The organism is Actinoplanes octamycinicus (genome assembly GCF_014205225.1).
Classification (GTDB): domain Bacteria; phylum Actinomycetota; class Actinomycetes; order Mycobacteriales; family Micromonosporaceae; genus Actinoplanes; species Actinoplanes octamycinicus.
Genome location: NZ_JACHNB010000001.1, coordinates 2,150,082 through 2,169,501, shown reverse-complemented (window position 1 = coordinate 2,169,501; position 19,420 = coordinate 2,150,082). Strand labels below are relative to the sequence as shown.

Below are 19,420 nucleotides of genomic sequence, written 5' to 3'. Positions count from 1 at the left end.
CCGGTCACGGCAGGGCCCTGAGGATGACGCCGGTCAGCGCCTCGCGCACCGGATCACTCTTCAGGATCGTCATCAGCACGGCGATGATCACGCCGGCCACCGCGACGGTCATCGCGTACTCGACCGCGGCCGCTCCGGCCTCCCGGTCCGCGGCCCGCAACCGCCGGAACGCCACCATGATGCGATACATCCACTCCTCCTCGATCTCCCGGCGCGGCCCGCCGCCGCACCCTGGGTTCACAGCACGCCGCCGAGCATGGCGACCAGCGCCGGCACCACGCCGACCAGCAGAAAAGCCGGCAGGAAGCAGCCGCCGAGCGGCACCACGACCAGCACCCCGGCCCGCTCCGCTCGCGCCTCGGCCGCGGCCGAGGCGGCCGCCCGCAGGTCGTCGGCGAGCCGTTCCAGCGCGCCGGCCAGCGCGCCACCGCTCGCGCTGGACCGCACCGCGGCGCTGACCAGCCGGTCCGCGGCAGCGACATCGGCCAGGTGCGCCCAGCCCTCGGCCGGCGTCCCGCCCAGCCGCAGTGAGCGGGCGGTCCGGCGCAGCCGTGCGCCGAGCGGCCCGCCCAGGGCGTCGGCCACCGCGGCCGCCGCCCGGTCCACCGGCGCGCCCGCTCGCAGCGCGGCACCCAGCAGATCCGCTCCCAGCGGCAGGTCGGTGAGCACCTCAGCCCGCTCCTTCCGGACGGCGGCCGGCTCCTGCCGGCGCAGGTAGCGCTCGGCGCCGATCCCGGCGCTGAGCCCGAGCGGCACCCCCCACCAGCCGCCGACCAGCACGAACACCGCCACCCCGGCGAACACCGCGACCAGAGCCCGGGTCTGCCGATCGCTGAGTCCGCGGGTGCGGCCCGCTCCCGGTCGCAGCCACGACTTCGCGAGCCGGCCGAGCCGCCGCCCGGCCCGCCAGCTCGCCGGCGACGGCGCCACCAGCACCACCACCGCGGCCAGCACGAATCCGAGACTCACGGCCATGTCTCGGCCACTCCGCCGGCATCTCTCGCCTCCGCCCGTGGCGGATCGCCCGGCGGGTGGGCCGCCTCGCAGACGCTCGCCGGCCGGGCGCCGACCAGGGCGGCCACGCAGCACTCCCGCAGCGGCATCCGGACCGGCCCGGCCGCCCGCAACAACTCCGCCACCTCGCACCGGTTCCGCATCAGCGCACCCGGCTCATCAGGCGCCGGGTCCACCACAGGCCGCCGCACTGCAGCAGGAGCGCGCCGGCCGCGCAGCCCGCCCCGAACGGGGTGTGCAGCAGGATCCGCAGCGGGTCGATCCCCATCGCATAACCCACGGCGACCCCGGCCACCGGCAGGACCGCGAGCACCACCGCGGTCGTCTGGGCCCCGGCCGCCCGCGCGCCGGCCGCAGCGGACGCCCGGTCGGCGGCCCGGGCGTCCGCCTCGATCCGCCCCAGCAGGTCCGCCGCCGGCGCCCCGGTCTGTTCCGCCAGCTGCCACACCGCCCCGGCGAGCCGGGCGAGTCGCGCGTCCGCGGCCGGCCGGGCCGCAGCGCCATCAGTCGGAACCGATCCGGATGCACCGGTCCGGACTGCCACCGACGCCGGCGGCAGTCCCGCCCGCAGGTCGGCGACCAGCGCCGTCATCCGGTCCAGCGACGCCGCGCGCCGCACGGCCACCTGCTTCGCCACCTGGCGGCGGTCCCACTCCTGCACGCCGAGCCCGCCGTAGACGGCGCCGACCAGCGCCGCCACCGGCCCGCCGAGCAGCAGTCCCACCACCGCGGCGGTACCGGCCACCCCGAGCACCGCCCGGCGGCCCCGGACGACCGGCATCCGCACCCGGCGGCCGAGGTGGATCGCCGGACGGCGTCGGCGCCCGCCCAGCCGGGCCAGAACGCCACGCCGCGGCCACATGACGACCGTCGCGCACCCGAACAGGCAGAGGGCCGGCACCAGCATCTCGATCATGACGCCCCCAGCACCGGCGGCACCCTGGTCCCGCGGTCGCGCAGCAGCCGGCCCAGCACGCCGGCTCCCGGGCCGGCGCCGCCCGTCCGGTCCCAGGCCGGGACCACGGCCGGCGCCCGCTCCGGCCCGGACGGCACCAGCACGCTGACCGACTCCAGCACCCGGCCGGCCGCCGACCGCCGCAGGTGCAGCACCACCTGGAGGGCGGCGAGCACCTGCGCGTGCAGCGCCGCCCGGGGCAGGCCGCCGAGCAGGCCGAGCGCCTCCAGCCGGGCCGGTACGTCGCCGGGCGCGTTGGCGTGCAGCGTCCCCGCGCCGCCCTCGTGGCCGGTGTTCAGCGCTCCGAGCAGGTCGACGATCTCGGCGCCCCGGCACTCGCCGACGACCAGCCGGTCCGGCCGCATCCGCAGCGCCTGCCGGACCAGGTCGGTCAGCCCGATCACCCCGGCGCCCTCGACATTGGCGGTCCGGGCCTGCAGGGCCACCACGTGCGGGTGCACCGGGCGCAGCTCGGCCGCGTCCTCGACCAGCACGATCCGCTCGGTCGGCGGGACCAGCCCGAGCAGGGTCGCCAGCAGCGTGGTCTTGCCGCTGCCGGTGCCGCCGGTGACCAGGTACGCCAACCGCGCCCCGACCACCGCCTCCAGCACCGCCGCCGCCCCGGCCGGCACCGTCCCGTGCGAGACCAGGTCGCCGAGGCTGAACGGCCGCTGCCGGAAGGTCCGCAACGACAGGTACGGCCCCTGCGTCGCCACCGGCGGCAACACCGCGTGCAGCCGGGTCCCGTCCGGCAGCCGGGCGTCGGCGCACGGCTGCCCGTCGTCCAGCCGCCGCCCGCACGCCGCGACCAGGCGCTGCGCCAGCCGCCGTACGTCGTCGGCGTCCCCGATCCGCACCGCCGCCCGCTGCAGCCCGCCCCCGCGGTCCACCCACACCTGCGTCCCGTTGACCAGCACGTCGGTCACGGCGCTGTCGGCGAGCAGCGGCGCCAGCGGCCCGGCCCCGATGAGTTCGTCCCGCACCCGGTCAGCGAGCCGCAGCACGGCCCGGTCGCCGAGCACCCCGCTCTCCCGGCGGACCGCGCTCACCACGGCCGCCGGGGTGGCCTCCACCCCCTGGTCCGCGAACTGCCGCCGCACCCGGTCCACCACACTCACGCGGCCACCGCCGGGGCGCTCATCAGCTCGGCGATCAGCCGCCGGCAGAGGTCGGCGAGCGGGCCCTTCCCGGCGGCGGTCGGGGCGGTCCCGCGCTCCAGGTCCTGGCACATGGCCGGCTCCGGGCGCAGTGAGCCGGCCAGCGGCAGCCCGAGCGTCTGCGCGATCTCCCGGGGTTTCAGCCGGCCGGGCGCCGGCCCGCGGACCACCACCGCGACCTGGTCGCAGTGCGGCCGGATCTGGGCCAGGGTGCGCGCCGCCGACGCGGTGGCCCGCAGCTCGGCCGGGACCACCAGCAGCGTCCGGTCGGCGGCCTGCAGGGCCAGCACCGCGGCGTCGTCGAGCTGCCGGGGCAGGTCGGCGACGATCACGTCGCGGCCGCGCCGGGCGGCGTCCAGGGTGGCGGCCATCGCCTCGGCCGGCACCCCGGCCAGCTCGTCCCGGTCGAAGGAGAGCAGCACCAGGTCGCCGCGGTGCGGCAGCGCGCCGAGCAGGGCCGGCGGGTCGACCCGGCCACCGGCGCCGGCCAGCCCGGACCAGCGCAGCCCGCCGATCTCCTCCCAGCCGAGCACCAGGTCGAGGCCGCCGCCGAGCGGGTCGGCGTCGATCAGCAGGGTGCGGTGCCGGGCCTCGACCGCCATCGCGGCCAGCCCGGCGGCCAGGATGCTGGCCCCGGCGCCGCCGCGGCCGCCGATCACGGCGAGGGCGCGGGACACCGCGGGCGGCCGGGGCTGCCCGGCGAGCTGCTCGATCAGCCAGGGCTCGGCCTCCGGGAGGACCGCGACGTGGTCCGCGCCGAGCGGCTCGGCGACCGACCAGATCTCGTCGCCGGGCGCGCCCCGGGCGACCAGCACGATCCGTGGCCGGCGCGGCAGCCCGGCGCGCAGGCAGGGCATGGCCTGGTCGGCGCCGATCAGGACGACCGGCGCGGGCCGGAAGCGGGGCCGGGCGGCGACCGGGTCGGGCGCCACGTCGACCTCGCTGCCCGCGGCGGCGGCCAGCCGGAGCAAGTCGTCGAGCAGGACGGGGTCGGCGGTGACCAGGAGCGGGCGGGGTGGCTGGGACATCGCGGTCTCCGAGGGGGTGCGCACGATTGGGCCCGCCCAACCTCCCGATCCGCGGCCGCCCGGGCAATCGGCGGACGCCCTGGCTGTGGACAACTTCGGACCCTGTGGACGACGCCCGTACGGCGATCTGATCTGTTAAGGCCGCAGCGGTTGGAGCCGTCCAGGTTGGGTATGTTGGGCCGACACGGACCGATGGAGTGGGTATGGAGAACTCGATCCGGACCACGCTCGCGGATGACGGCACGGTCACGGTCACGGTGCTCGGGGAGATCGACTTCTCCAACGCCGACGAGGTGGCCGACGGCATCCGGGACGCCATCAGTGACTGGTCACCACCGGCCGTCCACGTCGATCTGCGCGCCGCGTCGTTCATCGACTCGACCGGCCTCGGCGCCCTGATCGAGGGTTACCGGGCCGCCACCGAGAGCAACACCCGCTACCTGGTGGTCAACCCCAGCCCGACCTTCCGCCGGGTGCTCACGGTGACCGGGCTCAACGGCTTCTTCGGCCTGCCCGAGGACGACGACCTGGCGAGCGGCCTGCCCACCCACGCGACCGGAGCCTGAGAGGGAACGACCCCCGTCGGGGGAGACGGGGGTCGTCCTGGGATTCGGCTCCGGGGGGGTCGAGCCGAATCGACTCGGCAACCGCGGGGGGCGCAGCCGCCGAGGGCCATTTCATGGAGCTTTACGGGACGCGACGGTAACAACACTCATCCCAGTCGCAACACAAGTCTGCCTCAGACTGAGTCGGCAGTCGAGTACTGAATTGAACTCGATGCGAGGTCCCTGCCCGTCTGACCGTTTTCACTGCGCGTCACGGTGAAGGGGTACCCGGGCGCGAGCCGGTTGCCGCTACACTTTCGCCCCGTGGGCCCCAGCGCCGCGTTTTTCGACCTCGACAAGACCGTCATCGCCAAGTCCAGCGCGCTGGCCTTCGGACGGCCGTTCTATCGCGATGGCCTGATCAGCCGCCGTGACGTGGTGAAATCCGCCTATGCCCAGCTGATGTTCCGGCTCGGCGGCGGCACCGACGAGCAGGCGATGGCCCGCACCCGTGACTATCTGGCCACGCTCTGCAAGGGCTGGCGGGTCGAGCAGGTGCAGCAGATCGTCGCCGAGACGCTCAACGAGCTGATCAACCCGTATGTGTACGCCGAGGCCGCCGCGCTGATCGCCGAGCACCAGGCGGCCGGCCGTGACGTCGTGCTGGTCTCCGCCTCCGGCGACGAGATGGTCCGCCCGATCGGCGCCCTGCTCGGTATCACCGACATCATCGCCACCCGGATGGCCATCGCCGACGGCAGGTACAGCGGCGAGGTCGAGTTCTACTCGGCCGGCCCGGCCAAGGTCACCGGCATCCGCGCGCTGGCCGCCACCCGGGGTTACGACCTCGACCAGTGCTTCGCCTACTCGGATTCGAGCAGCGACCTGCCGATGCTGGAGTCGGTCGGGCACCCCAGCGTGGTCAACCCGGACCGCGCCCTGCGCCGCGTCGCCGTCGAGCGCGGCTGGCCGGTGCTGGAGTTCCGCCACCCGATCGCCCTGGGCAAACGCCTCCGCGACCGCCCGGCCGTCCCGGTCGCCGCCGCCCTCGGTGTCGGTGTCGGCGTCGCCATCGGCTTCGCCCTCTACGGCCGCCACCGCCGCGCCCGCGCCGCCGTCGCCTGACCCGCACGCTCCGCCACCAACTCCCGCGCCGCGGTCGCCAAACCCGCACGGTCCGCCGCCAACTCCCGCGCCGTCGTCGCCCGACCCGCACGGTCCGCCGCCAACTCCCGCGCCGCCGTCGCCCGACCCGCACGGTCCGCCGCCGACTCCCGGCCGCCACAACCTTCCCGCACGGTTCCTCACCCCGCACTGGCCGCTTCCCCTGACGGCCGCCGCTTTCCGGTACGCCCTCCGCCCCGCGATCCCACCTCGTCCACCCGAGCCGCCCAGCCCAACGCTCCCGGCTTTCTGGGGTTGGCTCGCCACGACCAACCACGGAACCGTGAAGTCACGCCCCGCCGCAGGGTTTGATTCAGCGGATCGCGACCACCCACGGGCGTCGCCCTGTTGGGCTGAGCGTTCTGGACGCGCCAGCGGCCAGCTCGGACCAACAGGGTCCCTGGCGGGAGCGACGATCAGTGATCAGCGCGATCCGAGTCAGCAGTCCCTTGATCTTGAACTTGATCTTCCAAGGGTTGCGGCAACTCAATGACCAGGGAGAATGGCTTTGGTCTGAGTAATAGCGGATCGCCAGATTTGCCGGGCTGATGCCTGGCGATCAAGCTCGGACCGGCGTAGAAAGGAAGTCGCGGAGCCAAGAGAAATCGGATCCATCGAGAGATCGGATCGGTCAGCTCAGGCACCGTGCACGGCCACCGGGAACCCACGCGCGATCAGCCACGGCAGGCACGTTGCGACGGGACCTATGCCGCAGGTGGTGCTTCCGCCGTCACGGGGATCATCGCCACCAGGCTGCTGGACCGTCGACAACGACCCAGGTGCACGCTTGTTAACCCGGTTCGGACGCGCAAGAGTGGCAGGGGTCGTGTGTCCGCGGAATGCGCGGACCGCGGCCCCTCTTCGTTGCCAGCCTGGGGGCCGAGCCCCCAGACCCCGCGTCGCGGTGTGGCGCTCCGGGTGGGAGAGTTGCGCGGCTTGAGGAGTCGGCGTGCTTGCTGTTAACCCACCGCCGCGAGAGGCGCGCGGCCTGAAGCCCCGCCTGCTTGCCGTTAACCCACCGCCGCGAGAGGCGCGCGGCCTGAAGCCCCGCCTGCTTGCCGTTGACCCACCGCCGCGAGAGTTGCGCGGCCTGAAGACCCGGCTGCTTGCTGGATTCGGGTGGGTTGGGGGCTTGCTGTGTCAGGTTGGGTTGGCGGCGGTGTGGTGGGACTGGATTTCGTTGTAGACGGCTCGGAAGAGGGTGGGGCGGGAGTGGAAGTCGACGCCCTGTTCCCATAGCTCGGTGTTGACGGTTTCGCCGTCGCGGCGGTCGAGGAGGACGGTGCGGCCGCTTTCGATCTCCCAGGGGCCGAGGCGGTGGATGGTGCGGTGCAGGCGGACGCGGGCGATCTCGCGCCAGCTCAGCACCCGGGAACGGAGCAGGCCGCGGATCAGCACACCGTCCGCGCTGACGTAGACGCCGAGCTGCAGGATCCGCCACGCGCCGATCACCCAGACCGCGGCCAGCAGGCAGGCGACCACCCGGACACCGTGCCCGATCAGGTCGAACTGCCGGACCGTGGCCCAGGAGAGCATCGCGAGCGCGAATGCCTCCCAGGCGATCACCAGCCAGCGCCCGGAACCGGGCTGGTACGGACGCACCCAGTTGTCAGCCACGCCAAAAGTATGCGACGCCGGGATGATCTCCGGTCACACGGTGGCGAGAACAGCGTCACCGATCGTGGCGATCTCCTCGGCGCCGGCCGTCACCGCGGACGCGTAGTGCCGCAGCCAGGAACGGACGCCGTCCGGCGTGCCGGTGGCGTAGGCGCCCGCCGAGCCCACGTACTCCGGCTCCCGGGACAGGTGCCCGACCTCGACCGAGACCAGGCCGCGCGGGTCGAAGCCGCGCCCGATCAGGGTGAGCCGGGCGGCCGCCCGGGCGACCACCCCGGCCGGGCCGGCGAACGGGCGCAGCGTGATCAGCTCGGCGTGCACGATCGCGGCGAGCAGCAGCGGCGGCGTCTCCTCGTTGCCGGCGACCAGCCCGGCGAGCGCGTCGATCCGCTCGGCGCCGCCGGTGAGCCGGCCCAGGTCGGGCGCCGGCACCACGCCGCGGGCGGCGAGCACGTGCAGCTTGGCCAGGACCTGGCGGGGCGCGCGGGGCCAGAGGTCGACCAGGCCGCCGAGCCCCTCGGCGACCCGCAGGGCGCCCTGCAGGACCGGGTCGGTGACGGTGCCGGCGCGCACGTCCTCCAGCTCGTGATGGTTGCCCTCGAGGGCGGCGCTGGCGACCGCGGCGCGCAGGCTGGCCTCGGCGGCGACCTGGCCGCCGTGCCGGCGCAGGGCCCGGTGCCGCATGGCGGCGTCGACGCTGTCCCGGGCCGCGGCCAGGGCCGGAGCGACGTCAGCGAGGTCGAGCAAGGGTGCTAGTGGATCCACCCGAACACGGTAACCGGTAAAACGCCGGAAACCCGGGGTGCACAAACACGAGTGGAACTGGCAAGATTCGCGCAGTACCGATCACGCGGGCGTCATTCGGCGCGCGCACGGCACCGCCCGGCGCGCAGCTTTCACCGGATCCCCCGGTCGGAACTAGTGTGCAACGAAGAGACCCCCGGTCACGGCAGAGGAGCCGCCCTCATGAGCGAGACATTGGAGAACCTGTCCTCGGAGACGCGGCAGTTCCCGCCGCCCGCTGACCTGGCGGCCGCCGCCAACGTCAAGGCCGAGGCGTACGCGGAAGCCACGTCCGACCGGCTCGCCTACTGGGAGCGCCAGGCCGAGCGGCTGTCCTGGGCGAAGCCGTGGGACCAGGTGCTGGACTGGTCGAACCCGCCGTTCGCCAAGTGGTTCGTCGGCGGCCGGCTGAACGTGGCCTACAACTGCGTGGACCGGCACGTCGAGGCCGGGCACGGCGACCGGGTCGCGATCCACTGGGAGGGCGAGCCCGGCGACACCCGCACGGTCACCTACGCGGAGCTGCTCAAGCTGGTCTCCCAGGCGGCCAACACGCTGACCGAGCTGGGCGTCGTCGCCGGCGACCGGGTGGCGATCTACCTGCCGATGATCCCGGAGGCCGCGGTCGCGATGCTGGCCTGCGCCCGGATCGGCGCCACGCACAGCGTGGTGTTCGGCGGCTTCTCGGTGGACGCGCTGGCCACCCGGATCCAGGACGCCGACGCCAAGGTGGTGATCACCGCCGACGGTGGTTACCGCCGCGGCAAGCCGTCCGCGCTCAAGCCGACGGTGGACGAGGCGGTGGCCCGGTGCGCGAGCATCGAGCACGTCCTGGTGGTCCGCCGCACCGGCGAGGAGGTCGCCTGGACGGAGAAGGACAAGTGGTGGCACGAGACCGTCGAGCAGGCCGCCGCCGAGCACGTGGCGCAGCCGTTCGACGCCGAGCAGCCGCTGTTCATCCTCTACACCTCGGGCACCACCGGTAAGCCGAAGGGCATTCTGCACACCACCGGCGGTTACCTGACCCAGACGTCCTACACGCACAACGCGGTCTTCGACCTGAAGCCTGAGTCCGACGTCTACTGGTGCACCGCCGACATCGGCTGGGTGACCGGCCACTCCTACATCGTCTACGGCCCGCTCTCCAACGGCGCCACCCAGGTGATGTACGAGGGCACGCCGGACACCCCGGACCGCGGCCGGTTCTGGCAGATCGTCGACAAGTACAAGGTGTCGATCCTCTACACCGCGCCGACGCTGATCCGCACCATGATGAAGTGGGGCGACGACATCCCGGCGAAGTACGACCTGTCCTCGCTGCGCGTGCTGGGCAGCGTCGGCGAGCCGATCAACCCCGAGGCCTGGATGTGGTACCGGGAGAACGTCGGCCGCGAGCGCACCCCGATCGTGGACACCTGGTGGCAGACCGAGACCGGCGCCGTGATGATCTCGCCGTTGCCCGGCGTGACCGCGACCAAGCCCGGCTCGGCGATGACCCCGCTGCCCGGGATCAGCGCGGACGTCGTCGACGACACCGCCACCCCGGTGCCGAACGGGGGCGGTGGCTTCCTGGTGCTGACCGAGCCGTGGCCGTCGATGTTGCGCACCATCTGGGGCGACGACCAGCGGTTCCTGGACACCTACTGGTCACGGTTCGGGGCCGGCGCGGGCAGCGGCGACAAGTGGATCTACTTCGCCGGTGACGGCGCGAAGAAGGACGAGGACGGCGCGCTCTGGCTGCTCGGCCGGGTGGACGACGTCATGCTGGTCTCCGGGCACAACATCTCCACCACCGAGGTCGAGTCGGCGCTGGTCTCACACCCGGCGGTGGCCGAGGCCGCGGTGGTCGGCGCGACCGACCCGACGACCGGTCAGGCGATCGTGGCGTTCACCATCCCGCGCGGCAACGTGGCGACCGAGGGTGAGGCCGGCGAGGAGCTGATCAAGGAGCTGCGCAACCACGTGGCCAAGACGCTCGGCCCGATCGCCAAGCCGCGGCAGATCATGCTGGTTCCCGAGCTGCCGAAGACCCGCTCCGGCAAGATCATGCGGCGGCTGCTGCGTGACGTGGCCGAGAACCGGTCGCTGGGCGACGTCACCACGCTCCAGGACTCGGCCGTCATGGATCTGATCAGTTCCGGTCTGCAGACGGGCAAGTCGGAAGACTGACGATCTTCTATAAGGGCTGGCAGGGATCCCCCTGCCAGCCCTTTTGTCCTATATGCATATCGCGATGTTATGACCGCGGCATACCAGGTCACCGTTGACCATCAATCGCCTGCACGTTCCCCGAACATCGGCTGGTTTGCATACGTTCACCTCTAGTCCCGAACCCCGGGGCCGTTTGACGCCGGGTCCGGCACACCGTGCCCGGCCGCAAAAACGGAGGTAAACGTAGTGCGCAAGGTAGTCGCGGGACTGCTCGGCGCTGCGATGGTGACCACCGTGGGAGCGATGGCTCCGACGGTGGCGTTCGCGGCTCCCCCGGCGGATCCGGCTCCGGTGGCACAGACCGGGGACAACGCCCCGGTCGATGACCTGCCAAACCCGCTCGAGGAGAAGCGTCGCGCGCTGCGCGAGGAGGCCGTCTCCCAGGTGGTCTCCGGCGAGTCCAAGGTGGAGACTCGTAACGGCAGCAAGATCGTAAATCTGGGCAAGACGTACGGTAACGGCGGTTTCGGTCACCCCGGTAAGAACCAGTACGTCGAGCTGGCCCGGGAGAAGACCGACAAGATCTTCGTGATCCTGACCGAGTTCGGGAACGAGCGGCACCCGTCGTTCCCCGACCAGGACACGACCGCGGCGTACGCCGGCCCGACGACTTTCGAGGGCCCGCTGCACAACGCGATCCCGCAGCCGGACCGGAAGGTGGACAACTCCACGGTCTGGCAGCCGAACTACTCGCAGGAGTACTTCCAGAAGCTGTACTTCGGCACCGGCAAGAACGTCGAGTCGGTCAAGACCTACTTCGAGACCCAGTCGTCCGGGCGCTACAGCGTCGACGGTGAGGTCACCGACTGGGTCAAGGTCAAGTACAACGAGGCCCGCTACGGCCGGTCCAACGACGACCCGAAGGACGCCAACGGCGACGACCCGGCGGTCTGCGCCAGCAGCAACTGCACGAACGTGTGGCAGCTGGTCCGGGACGCGGTCACCCAGTGGTACGCCGACCAGATCGCCGCCGGCAAGACGCCGGCCGAGGTCAAGGCGGACCTGGCCACGTTCGACCAGTACGACCGGTACGACTTCGACGGCGACGGCAACTTCAACGAGCCGGACGGCTACCTCGACCACTTCCAGATCGTCCACGCCGGCGGCGACCAGGCCGACGGTGACCCGTCCCAGGGTGAGGACGCCGTCTGGAGCCACCGCTGGTACGCCTACTCCAGCGACGCCGGCACCAGCGGCCCGACCGGCAACCTGCTCGGCGGCACCCAGATCGGGGACACCGGCCTCTGGGTCGGCGACTACACGATCCAGCCGGAGAACGGTGGCCTGAGCGTCTTCGTCCACGAGTACACCCACGACCTGGGCCTCCCGGACGACTACGACACCAGCGGCGGCGGCGACAACAGCAACGAGTACTGGACGCTGATGGCGCAGAGCCGGCTCAGCGCCAAGGGCGACGAGGGCATCGGCACCCGTCCGGGCGACCTGGGTGCGTGGAACAAGCTGCAGCTCGGCTGGCTCAACTACGAGTCGGTCAAGGCCGGCCAGAAGAAGCTCGTGAACCTCGGGCCGCAGGAGTACAACACCGCCAAGAAGCAGGCCCTGGTGGTCAACCTTCCGGACAAGAAGGTCACCACGGACCTCGGCCAGCCGTTCGCCGGGAGCAAGCAGTTCTTCTCCGGCAACGCTGACGACCTGAACGTGTCGCTGTCCAAGGCGATCGACCTGACCGGCAAGAGCAGCGCGAGCGTCTCGCTGCAGGGCCGGTACGCGATCGAGGAGGACTACGACTACCTGTACGCCGAGGCCTCCACCGACGGCGGCGCCAACTGGACCAAGCTCGACGGTACGGTCGGCGGCGAGCCGTTCGCCAAGGACGGCAGTGGCGCTCCGGCGATCACCGGCACCTCCGCGAACGCGTGGAAGCCGATCGAGGTGCCGCTGACCGGCTACGCCGGCAAGAACATCCAGTTCCGCCTGCACTACGTGACCGACGGTGGCGTCTCCGAGGGTGGTTTCTTCGGTGACGAGCTGACCGTCACCGCCGACGGCGCGGTCCTCTCCACCGAGGGCGCCGAGGGCACCTCGACCTGGACCGCGGACGGCTTCAAGATCGTCGGCTCCACCGTCACGAACGACTTCCCGAACTACTACATCGCGGGTTACCGGAGCTACACCTCGTACGACAAGTACCTGGCGACCGGCCCGTACAACTTCGGGTGGGCGAACACCAAGCCGGACTGGGTGGAGCACTACAACTACCAGACCGGTCTGCTGGTCTCGTACTGGGACACCTCGCAGGTCGACAACAACACGAACGTGCACCCGGGGTCGGGCCTCAACCTGGTCATCGACGCGCACCCGAAGCCGTTCAACAACCCGGCCGGCGTGCCGTGGCGCTCCCGGGTCCAGGTCTACGACGCTCCGTTCGGCCTGCTCCCGACCGACGGCATGACCCTGCACCTGAACGGCGAGAAGTCGGTCATCAAGCCGCTCTGGGGCAACCCGGTCTTCAACGACAAGGACAAGTACTTCTACGAGGAGCTGCCGAACCACGGCGTCAAGCTCCCGGCCGTCGGCGTCAAGATCGCGGTGGTGGGCCAGCTCGGCACCTCGATGACCGTCGCGGTGTACTGATCCACAGGTTCTGAACGCACCACCCAGCAGCGCCCGGGGACCCTACGCCCCGGGCGCTGCCCCTTTTCCGGGGAACCATTACGCGCCGCGATTCGTCCCAACGGTGACGCCTTGCGCGGGAAGGATGATCGGATGCGCAGTCACAGAAGGATCGGCATCGCCGTCGCGGCCGGAGCACTCGCCGCCGGATGCGGCGCCACGCCCAGCTCGTCGGCCTCGGCCCCGCCACCGTCGGTCTCCGCTCCGGCCCCGTCGGTCTCCGCCCCGGCCCCGTCGCCGTCGGTCTCGGCCCCGTCGCCGCTGCCCACCGGCGCGACGACGGCACCGCTGCCCACCATCACGAAGACGGTGAAGCCGCCCAAGCAGCCGACCGACACGCTCCCGCAGAACGGCTGGGTGACCGGGATGGTGACCAAGGGTGGCACCGGTCCCTGTTACGGCCTCACCACCGACGAGGGGACCGTCTACGCGCTCTACAACACCGACGGCGTCAAGCTGCAGGACGGCGCCCGGGTCTCCGTGAAGCTGGAACCCAGCCTGCTGAAGATCTACTGCGGGCCGGGCCAGCTGATGACGATGCTCGAGGCGAAACCGGTCAAGTGATCACACGTGGGTTCACGAGTGCCTCGCGCCGGTCGTGACAGCGGAGCATAGGCTGGCCGCATGGACGAGTCGGTGGTAATGGCGGAGGGCCCGTGGACCCACCGTTTCGTCGGCGCCAACGGCAGCCGGTTCCACGTGGTGGAGGTCGGCACCGGCCCGCTCGTCCTGTTCCTGCACGGCTTCCCGGAGTTCTGGTGGGCCTGGCACGACGTCATGACCCGGGTCGCCGACGCCGGCTTCCGGGCCGCCGCCATCGACCTGCGTGGTTACGGGCTGAGTGACAAGCCGCCGCGCGGTTACGACGGCTACACGATGGCCGCCGACGTGACCGGCTTGATCCGCGCGCTCGGCGAGCGGTCCGCCACGATCGTCGGCGCCGGAGCCGGCGGCATGGTCGGCTGGGCCGCCGCGGCCTTCCACCCCAAGCTGGTCAACCGCCTGGTGGTGCTCGGCGCGGCGCACCCGCTGCGGCTGCGGGCCGCGCTGTTCGCCGATCCTCGCGGTCAGTTCGCGGCCTCCGCCACCATCCTCAAATTCCAGGTGCCACGGTACGAACATGTGCTCACCAAGGACGACGCCGCCCTGATCGGCGAGCTGATGGCGCACTGGAGCAGCCCGGAGTGGGCGGCCACCCCGGAGTTCGCCGACTACTCGCACCGCTGCCGGCAGGCGATCCAGATCCCGCAGGCGTCGTTCTGCGCGCTCGAGGCGTACCGCTGGGTGGCCCGGAGCGCGCTGCGGCTGCAGGGCTACCGCTTCGTCAAGCTGATGCAGCAGCCGCTCAGCATGCCCACGCTGCAGCTGCACGGCGCGCTGGACACAGCGATCCTGCCGCGCACCGCGCAGGGCTCCGGGCGGTATGTGACCGCACCCTACGAGTGGCGTCTGCTGCCCGGGGCCGGGCACTTCATCCACCAGGAGGCGCCGGACTTCGTCACCGGCGAGATCCTCCGGTGGCTGAAGACGCCGTCCTAGCTTTCTTCCGAAGTACGGTGCCGGCCTTCTTCCGAAGTGCGGCGCCGGCTTCTCTTTGGAAGTGCGGCGTCAGCCTTCTTTCGAAGTGCGGCGCCGGCACTTCTTTCGACGTGCGGCGCCGGCACTTCTTTCGACGTGCGGCGCCGGCACTTCTTTCGACGTGCGGCGCCGGCACTTCTTTCGACGTGCGGCGCCGGCTAGACCCGGTGCTCGTACCGGTCGTGCACCTCGGCGGCCGGCGCCCAGCCCTGGTAGACGCCGTAGTCGAACTCCTCCAGCCCGAGCTGGCGGGCCACCGGAGCGCGGCCGCCGGTGTACTCCAGGCGCAGCCAGGTGTCCGCCTCGGCGAGCACGATGAACGGCTCGCCGCGCCAGGTGCACATGGTCCGGACGTAGGCGATCTCGTCGTACTCGTCCGGCTCCAGGACCCGGACGTAGCGCCCGGGCTTGACCTCGGTGAACCCCTCAGCCGGCCGGGGCGAGTAGATCCGCACCCGGTCGGCGTCCGGCACCGCGTCGTACTCCTCGCCCTGCCAGGTCACCACGTAACCGTCGCGCATCACTGCTCACCCACCCGGCGCCAGAGCGGCCCGTCCGCGTCGAAGATCGCCACCATGCGCTCGTTGCCGTCCGCGTCGATGCGCCACAGCTGGGCGCCGTGCGGCAGCCGGACGCTGTCCACTTTGAACTCCGCGATCACGTCGCGGCCCTCGCCCGGGGCGAACCCGTTGCCCCGGAACGGCGGCCGCTCGATCACCCAGCCGTCCATCGCGCGCAGCGCCTGCTCGTTCTGCCCGCCGTAGGGGATCCGGTACAGGCTGGGCCGGAACGCCGGCCAGCGCAGCACGAAGGCCTCCTTCGCGTCCGGCTGGAACGGCGACGACTCGTAGTAGAGCCCGAGCGCGCCGAACAGCTCGGCCGGGGTACGCAGGTGCTCGACCTCGGACGCCCGGTGCACGAACCCGGCCACCCGGTCGTATCCCCGGTCCAGGTAGTAGTCGACCTGCTCGGCGGCGATCGTCTTCTGCATGACGGTGGCGTGCTGCGCCTCGTCGCTGACCGGGTCCGGAGCCGGCACCGGGACGCCCGGCTCCTCGGCCGACGGCGTCTCGATCGGGTCGGCACCGAGACCGGCCTCGGTGGCCCAGTTCGCCAGGGCGATGATCTGGGTGCCCGGGTACTTCGCGCCGACCGGGGTGCCCGGGTTGACGGCGAACGACCAGTTCGGGTCGGGCCAGTTGCGGATCAGCTCGTAGAACCGGACGCCCACCGTGCGGGTCGGCTCGCCGAAGTGCTCGGAGAGCCGGTCCTTGCTGGTGAAGACGATCAGGAACTTCTCCCCCTCCACCTCCTCCGGCTGGAACGCGAACCCGGACTCGCCGGGCGCGCTCCCCGGGCGGGAGTGGTGGGCCACCGGCACCAGCACGTTCGCCAGCAACAGGGTGGACAGGAAGACGTCGGTGTTCCCGGCGTCCGCGGCCTCGCGCAGCTCGCGCTCCGTTTCGTTGGCCGGGACGAAGTTCTGGTGCGCCTGGTCGTCCGGGCCAGGCCCGGAACCGCCGCCGGTCGCCGAGCCGGTCACGCCGAGCCCGGAGGTCCCCGACGTCGGCGCGGTCGCGGCGGCCACCTTGCTGGTCGGGATGACCTGCGTGGCGAAGGCCTGACTCGCGTACGCCGAGGCGGGGCTGCCCTGCGGCGGCATGCCGAGGGACGGCCCGGGAGCGGGCACCGCGGGCACGGTGTAGCTGGGGGTGGCCGGCGCGTACGCCGACGGGCCGTAACCGGACGGCACCCCGGCCGGGGAGCCGTAGGCCGCTCCGCCGGACGACCCACCAGCCGGCGAGCCGTAACCGGAAGCGGGGCTGCCGGGAGTGGCCGCCACCGCCGGGCCGCCCGAGGCCGGAGCCGGGTACGCCGAGCTGCCGGAAACTGCCGCGCCGGAGGTGGGGCCGGGCGCACCCGCGCCGGAAATCGGACTCCCCGGAGCAGCCGCGCCGGACACCGGGTGACCGGGCGCCGGGTGACCGGGCGCCGCAGCACCAGACACCGGGTGACCAGGCGCCGCAGCACCAGACACCGGATGACCAGGCGCCGCAGCACCAGACACCGGATGACCAGGCGCCGCAGCACCAGACACCGGATGACCAGGCGCCGCAGCACCAGACACCGGATGACCAGGCGCCGCAGCACCGGAGACGGGGTGGCCCGGTGCTGCCGCGCCGGAGATCGGGTGCGCCGGACCGCCACCGAAGCCCGGAGCGGCCGACGGCGTCGAGCCGTAGCCGGTCGGGCCGGAGGAGCCGGAGACGGGCGCGCCCGGACCGGACGGGCCGAAGCCCGGCGCGGAGGCGCCCGGCCCACTGCCCGACGCGCCGTAGCCGGACGCCGAGGTGCCGGAGCCGTAGCCCGGAGCACTCCGGTCAGCCCCGGAGGCACCCGGGATCACCGGCGGCAGCAGTCCCGGGCGGCCGGTCGGCGCGGAACGGTCACCGGCCGGGCCGGAGTCACCGCGCGACAGGGCCGGAGCCGGTCCGGACGGGCCGAAGCGATCCGCCGCCGACGGGTCACGCTGGGCGAGAGCAGGGTCCGGCGCCGGGGTGTGCCCACCGGTGAGCGCCTGCGCGGCGGCCGCCATCGACGACGGGCGCTCCGACGGCGGGGTCACCTGCCGGCGGGGCAGCGCGTTGCCCTGCCCACCGGACAGGCTCGGCGCACCGGGAGCCGGCGTGGTCTGCGCGGCCGCGGCCTGCGGCGACGCGGGGCCCTGCGGGAAGCTCGGGGACGTGGCGGCCGGCGCCGGGTTCGTCCGGGGATTGGTGAACCCGGAGAACGACGTGGTCTGCGCGGGCCCCGCGGTCTGCCCGGGCTGCCGCCGCGGCAGGTCGGAACCCCCGCGCGAGGGCAGCGGACCGGCACCCGACGAGGGATCGGCCCCGCCACGGGACGGCAGCGGACCCGCACCCGCGAAGTCAGAGCCACCACGGGTGGGCAGCGGACCCCCACCCGCGAGATCAGAGCCACCACGGGTAGGCAGCGGACCCCCACCCGCGAGGTCGGAGCCACCGCGGGACGGCAGGGGACCCCCACCCGGCGACAGGTCGGACCCGCCCCGCGAGGGGAGCGGGCCGGCACCCGGCCGGCTCGGCAGCGGACCCGCGCCGGCGGGCGAGCCGGCGCCGAGCCCCGGAGCCCGGGCGCCGCCCAGCGCCGCCCAACTCGGGTCGACCTGCGCCTCGGCCGGGTCATACGGCGTGACGTGCTCGGGGATCGGCGGCGTGTTCGCCATCGGGGTCCGGACCGGCAGCGGCGCCTTCGGGTCCTGCAGCGGGCCGCGCGGGTCGTTCTCCGGCCCGAAGGGCACCGAGTCCGAATTCCAGCCCGGCGTGGCCATGCCACTGCCGGTCGCGCCGCGGACGGGCAGCCCACCCGGCCCGCTCGGCGCGCCCGAGGCGGCCGGCGAACCGGGGAAGTCACGAGCACCCGCAGGGCCGCCCGGGAAGTCACGCGGACCGGCCGGCGAACCGGGGAAGTCACGCGGACCGGCCGAGGCCGCCATGGAGCCCGGGAAGTCACGGGGACCAGCCGGGGCGGCCGGCGAGCCCGGGAAGTCGCGCGGCACGGTCGGCGCCTGGTAGCCCGCCGGCACCGGGGCGGCCGGCGAGCCGACCGGCTGCCCGGACGCGGGCGACCCGGCGGGAGCGGGCGGCTGAGCCGACGGGTCGGACCCGGACGGAGTCCGCACCGGAAGTCCGGACGGCGTGGTCGGCCGAGTCGGCAGGCTGGTCGGACGCGTCGGCAGACCGCTCGGCTGCGCCCCGGGACCGGTCGCCGGAACCGCCTCCGGCGTGGTGGGCGAAGCCCCACCCGGCCCGAACTGCGGCGCGCCGCTGGGAACCGGCGCACCACCCGGAGCGGGCGTGCCACCGGGCTGCGGCGCACCCCGCTGCGGCAGGCCGGCCGGCGTCAGACCTGGCTGCGGAGCGCCACCGGCGACGCCCGGCGCAGACGCGGGCGCGCCCGGAACACCGGGCGCGCCATTCGGTCCAGCCGGAGCACCGGGTGCTCCGGAAGCAGCGGAATATGCCGGATAGCCGGATGCGGTCTCGGCCGGCGCTGAAGTCTCGTAGGTCGGCCCACCGGGCCCGTCGCCGGCCCGCTTGGCCGCGAGCGCGGCCGCGCCGATCTCCTGGATCTTGGAGGTGCCGTGCACCTCGCGGCCCGGGCCCCGGGTCGGGAGCCGCAGGTCACCGCGTGCGAGCTGGGCGACGAACCAGGCCGGCAGGTATCCCTCGATCGGCAGACCGGGGTTGACCGCCAGCCACCACTCCAGGTTTGGCCAGGTGTTGGCCAACTCCGAATACGGCACCCGGCGGGACGCGCCGGTGTAGTCCGACAGGCAGGAGTGCAGCGCCTCCTGCGAGGTGAACGCCAGCACATGGGTGCGACCACCGGTGCTCCAGGTGCCCCAGCCCAGCGGCGCCAGACCCGCCAACGCGTCGGCCGACACTGGTAACAGAAGGTCGACACCGGCGAGAATGCGGAAATAGGACTCCTGGTCGTCGGTGCGCAACGCATCGCGCATCGCGACCTCGGCGTCCGTAGCCGGTTCCCACTCGGACACGTCCACCTCTCCCCACACGCGTGCGACGGATCCATCTCAACGCGTATAAACCTACAAGGCCAGACAGCAATGACAATGGGCGGCAGTGCGCTGACGGCCGAGTTGTATCCGGGCGCGCCCGGCATGCGGCCGCGCCGAGCCGTGACACCCGC

17 protein-coding genes are annotated in these 19,420 nt (G+C 72.9%); 6 read left to right on the top strand and 11 right to left on the bottom strand.

Translation table 11 applies throughout. The annotated features are described in order from the left end of the window. Positions 1-4: 4 nt before the first annotated feature. The 6 genes from BJY16_RS09785 to ssd are packed head-to-tail and all read right to left on the bottom strand — an operon-like array spanning position 5 to position 4,154. On the bottom strand, positions 5-190 hold the full coding sequence (locus tag BJY16_RS09785; protein ID WP_185038866.1) for a DUF4244 domain-containing protein: 186 nt from the start codon (positions 188-190) through the stop codon (positions 5-7). 47 nt (positions 191-237) lie between these two features. Then, on the bottom strand, positions 238-975 hold the full coding sequence (locus BJY16_RS09780; RefSeq protein WP_185038864.1) for a type II secretion system F family protein: 738 nt from the start codon (positions 973-975) through the stop codon (positions 238-240). Next, the gene (locus tag BJY16_RS09775; protein ID WP_185038862.1) at positions 966-1,157 is read right to left on the bottom strand and encodes a hypothetical protein; all 192 of its coding nucleotides are present in this window, start codon (positions 1,155-1,157) and stop codon (positions 966-968) included. Before BJY16_RS09775 ends, BJY16_RS09780 begins: the two co-directional genes overlap by 10 nt. Continuing rightward, positions 1,157-1,930 (bottom strand): type II secretion system F family protein, encoded by a 774-nt coding sequence (locus tag BJY16_RS09770; RefSeq protein WP_239177135.1) that lies wholly within the window; start codon positions 1,928-1,930, stop codon positions 1,157-1,159. The genes BJY16_RS09775 and BJY16_RS09770 overlap by 1 nt, the downstream gene beginning before the upstream one ends. Then, entirely contained in the window at positions 1,927-3,087 is a 1,161-nt protein-coding gene (locus BJY16_RS09765) for a TadA family conjugal transfer-associated ATPase (RefSeq protein WP_185038860.1), read from the bottom strand. The genes BJY16_RS09770 and BJY16_RS09765 overlap by 4 nt, the downstream gene beginning before the upstream one ends. Beyond that, on the bottom strand, positions 3,084-4,154 hold the full coding sequence (gene ssd, locus BJY16_RS09760; RefSeq protein WP_185046366.1) for a septum site-determining protein Ssd: 1,071 nt from the start codon (positions 4,152-4,154) through the stop codon (positions 3,084-3,086). Before ssd ends, BJY16_RS09765 begins: the two co-directional genes overlap by 4 nt. Before the next feature lie 203 nt (positions 4,155-4,357). On the opposite strand from ssd, the gene BJY16_RS09755 reads away from it, so the two are divergent. Together BJY16_RS09755 and BJY16_RS09750 are read left to right on the top strand one after the other, a co-directional pair. Beyond that, on the top strand, positions 4,358-4,720 hold the full coding sequence (locus tag BJY16_RS09755; RefSeq protein WP_185038858.1) for an STAS domain-containing protein: 363 nt from the start codon (positions 4,358-4,360) through the stop codon (positions 4,718-4,720). A 303-nt stretch (positions 4,721-5,023) separates the two neighbouring features. Then, on the top strand, positions 5,024-5,824 hold the full coding sequence (locus BJY16_RS09750; protein ID WP_185038856.1) for an HAD family hydrolase: 801 nt from the start codon (positions 5,024-5,026) through the stop codon (positions 5,822-5,824). 1,179 nt (positions 5,825-7,003) lie between these two features. Here the strand turns inward: BJY16_RS09750 and BJY16_RS09745 are convergent. Continuing rightward, positions 7,004-7,480 (bottom strand): SCO5741 family PH domain-containing membrane protein, encoded by a 477-nt coding sequence (locus tag BJY16_RS09745; protein WP_185038854.1) that lies wholly within the window; start codon positions 7,478-7,480, stop codon positions 7,004-7,006. Positions 7,481-7,513: 33 nt separating this feature from the next. Then, on the bottom strand, positions 7,514-8,245 hold the full coding sequence (locus BJY16_RS09740) for a Fic family protein (protein ID WP_239177133.1): 732 nt from the start codon (positions 8,243-8,245) through the stop codon (positions 7,514-7,516). A gap of 201 nt (positions 8,246-8,446) precedes the next feature. Here BJY16_RS09740 and acs point away from each other — a divergent pair, with 201 nt between their 5' ends. Together acs and BJY16_RS09730 are read left to right on the top strand one after the other, a co-directional pair. After that, a complete protein-coding gene (gene acs, locus BJY16_RS09735; protein ID WP_185038850.1) occupies positions 8,447-10,432 on the top strand; it encodes an acetate--CoA ligase in 1,986 nt (661 codons plus the stop codon). 285 nt (positions 10,433-10,717) lie between these two features. Continuing rightward, the gene (locus BJY16_RS09730) at positions 10,718-13,069 is read left to right on the top strand and encodes an immune inhibitor A domain-containing protein (protein ID WP_239177132.1); all 2,352 of its coding nucleotides are present in this window, start codon (positions 10,718-10,720) and stop codon (positions 13,067-13,069) included. A gap of 140 nt (positions 13,070-13,209) precedes the next feature. Here the strand turns inward: BJY16_RS09730 and BJY16_RS47020 are convergent, their stop codons facing one another. Beyond that, complete coding sequence (locus BJY16_RS47020; RefSeq protein WP_239177130.1) at positions 13,210-13,407, bottom strand: hypothetical protein; 198 nt, start codon at positions 13,405-13,407, stop codon at positions 13,210-13,212. A 10-nt stretch (positions 13,408-13,417) separates the two neighbouring features. On the opposite strand from BJY16_RS47020, the gene BJY16_RS47015 reads away from it, so the two are divergent. Next, positions 13,418-13,672 carry a hypothetical protein gene (locus BJY16_RS47015; RefSeq protein ID WP_239177128.1) on the top strand — a complete coding sequence of 85 codons (255 nt, stop codon included), beginning with the start codon at positions 13,418-13,420 and terminating at the stop codon, positions 13,670-13,672. 60 nt (positions 13,673-13,732) lie between these two features. Further along, positions 13,733-14,647, top strand: coding sequence for an alpha/beta fold hydrolase (locus BJY16_RS09720; RefSeq protein WP_185038846.1), 915 nt, complete (start codon positions 13,733-13,735; stop codon positions 14,645-14,647). Positions 14,648-14,844: 197 nt separating this feature from the next. Here BJY16_RS09720 and BJY16_RS09715 read toward each other — a convergent pair whose 3' ends face one another. Then, positions 14,845-15,210, bottom strand: a complete 366-nt coding sequence (locus BJY16_RS09715) for a UCP033725 family protein (protein WP_185038844.1) — start codon at positions 15,208-15,210, stop codon at positions 14,845-14,847. Beyond that, on the bottom strand, positions 15,207-19,268 hold the full coding sequence (locus BJY16_RS47010) for an SseB family protein (protein ID WP_311775310.1): 4,062 nt from the start codon (positions 19,266-19,268) through the stop codon (positions 15,207-15,209). Before BJY16_RS47010 ends, BJY16_RS09715 begins: the two co-directional genes overlap by 4 nt. Positions 19,269-19,420 lie beyond the last annotated feature (152 nt).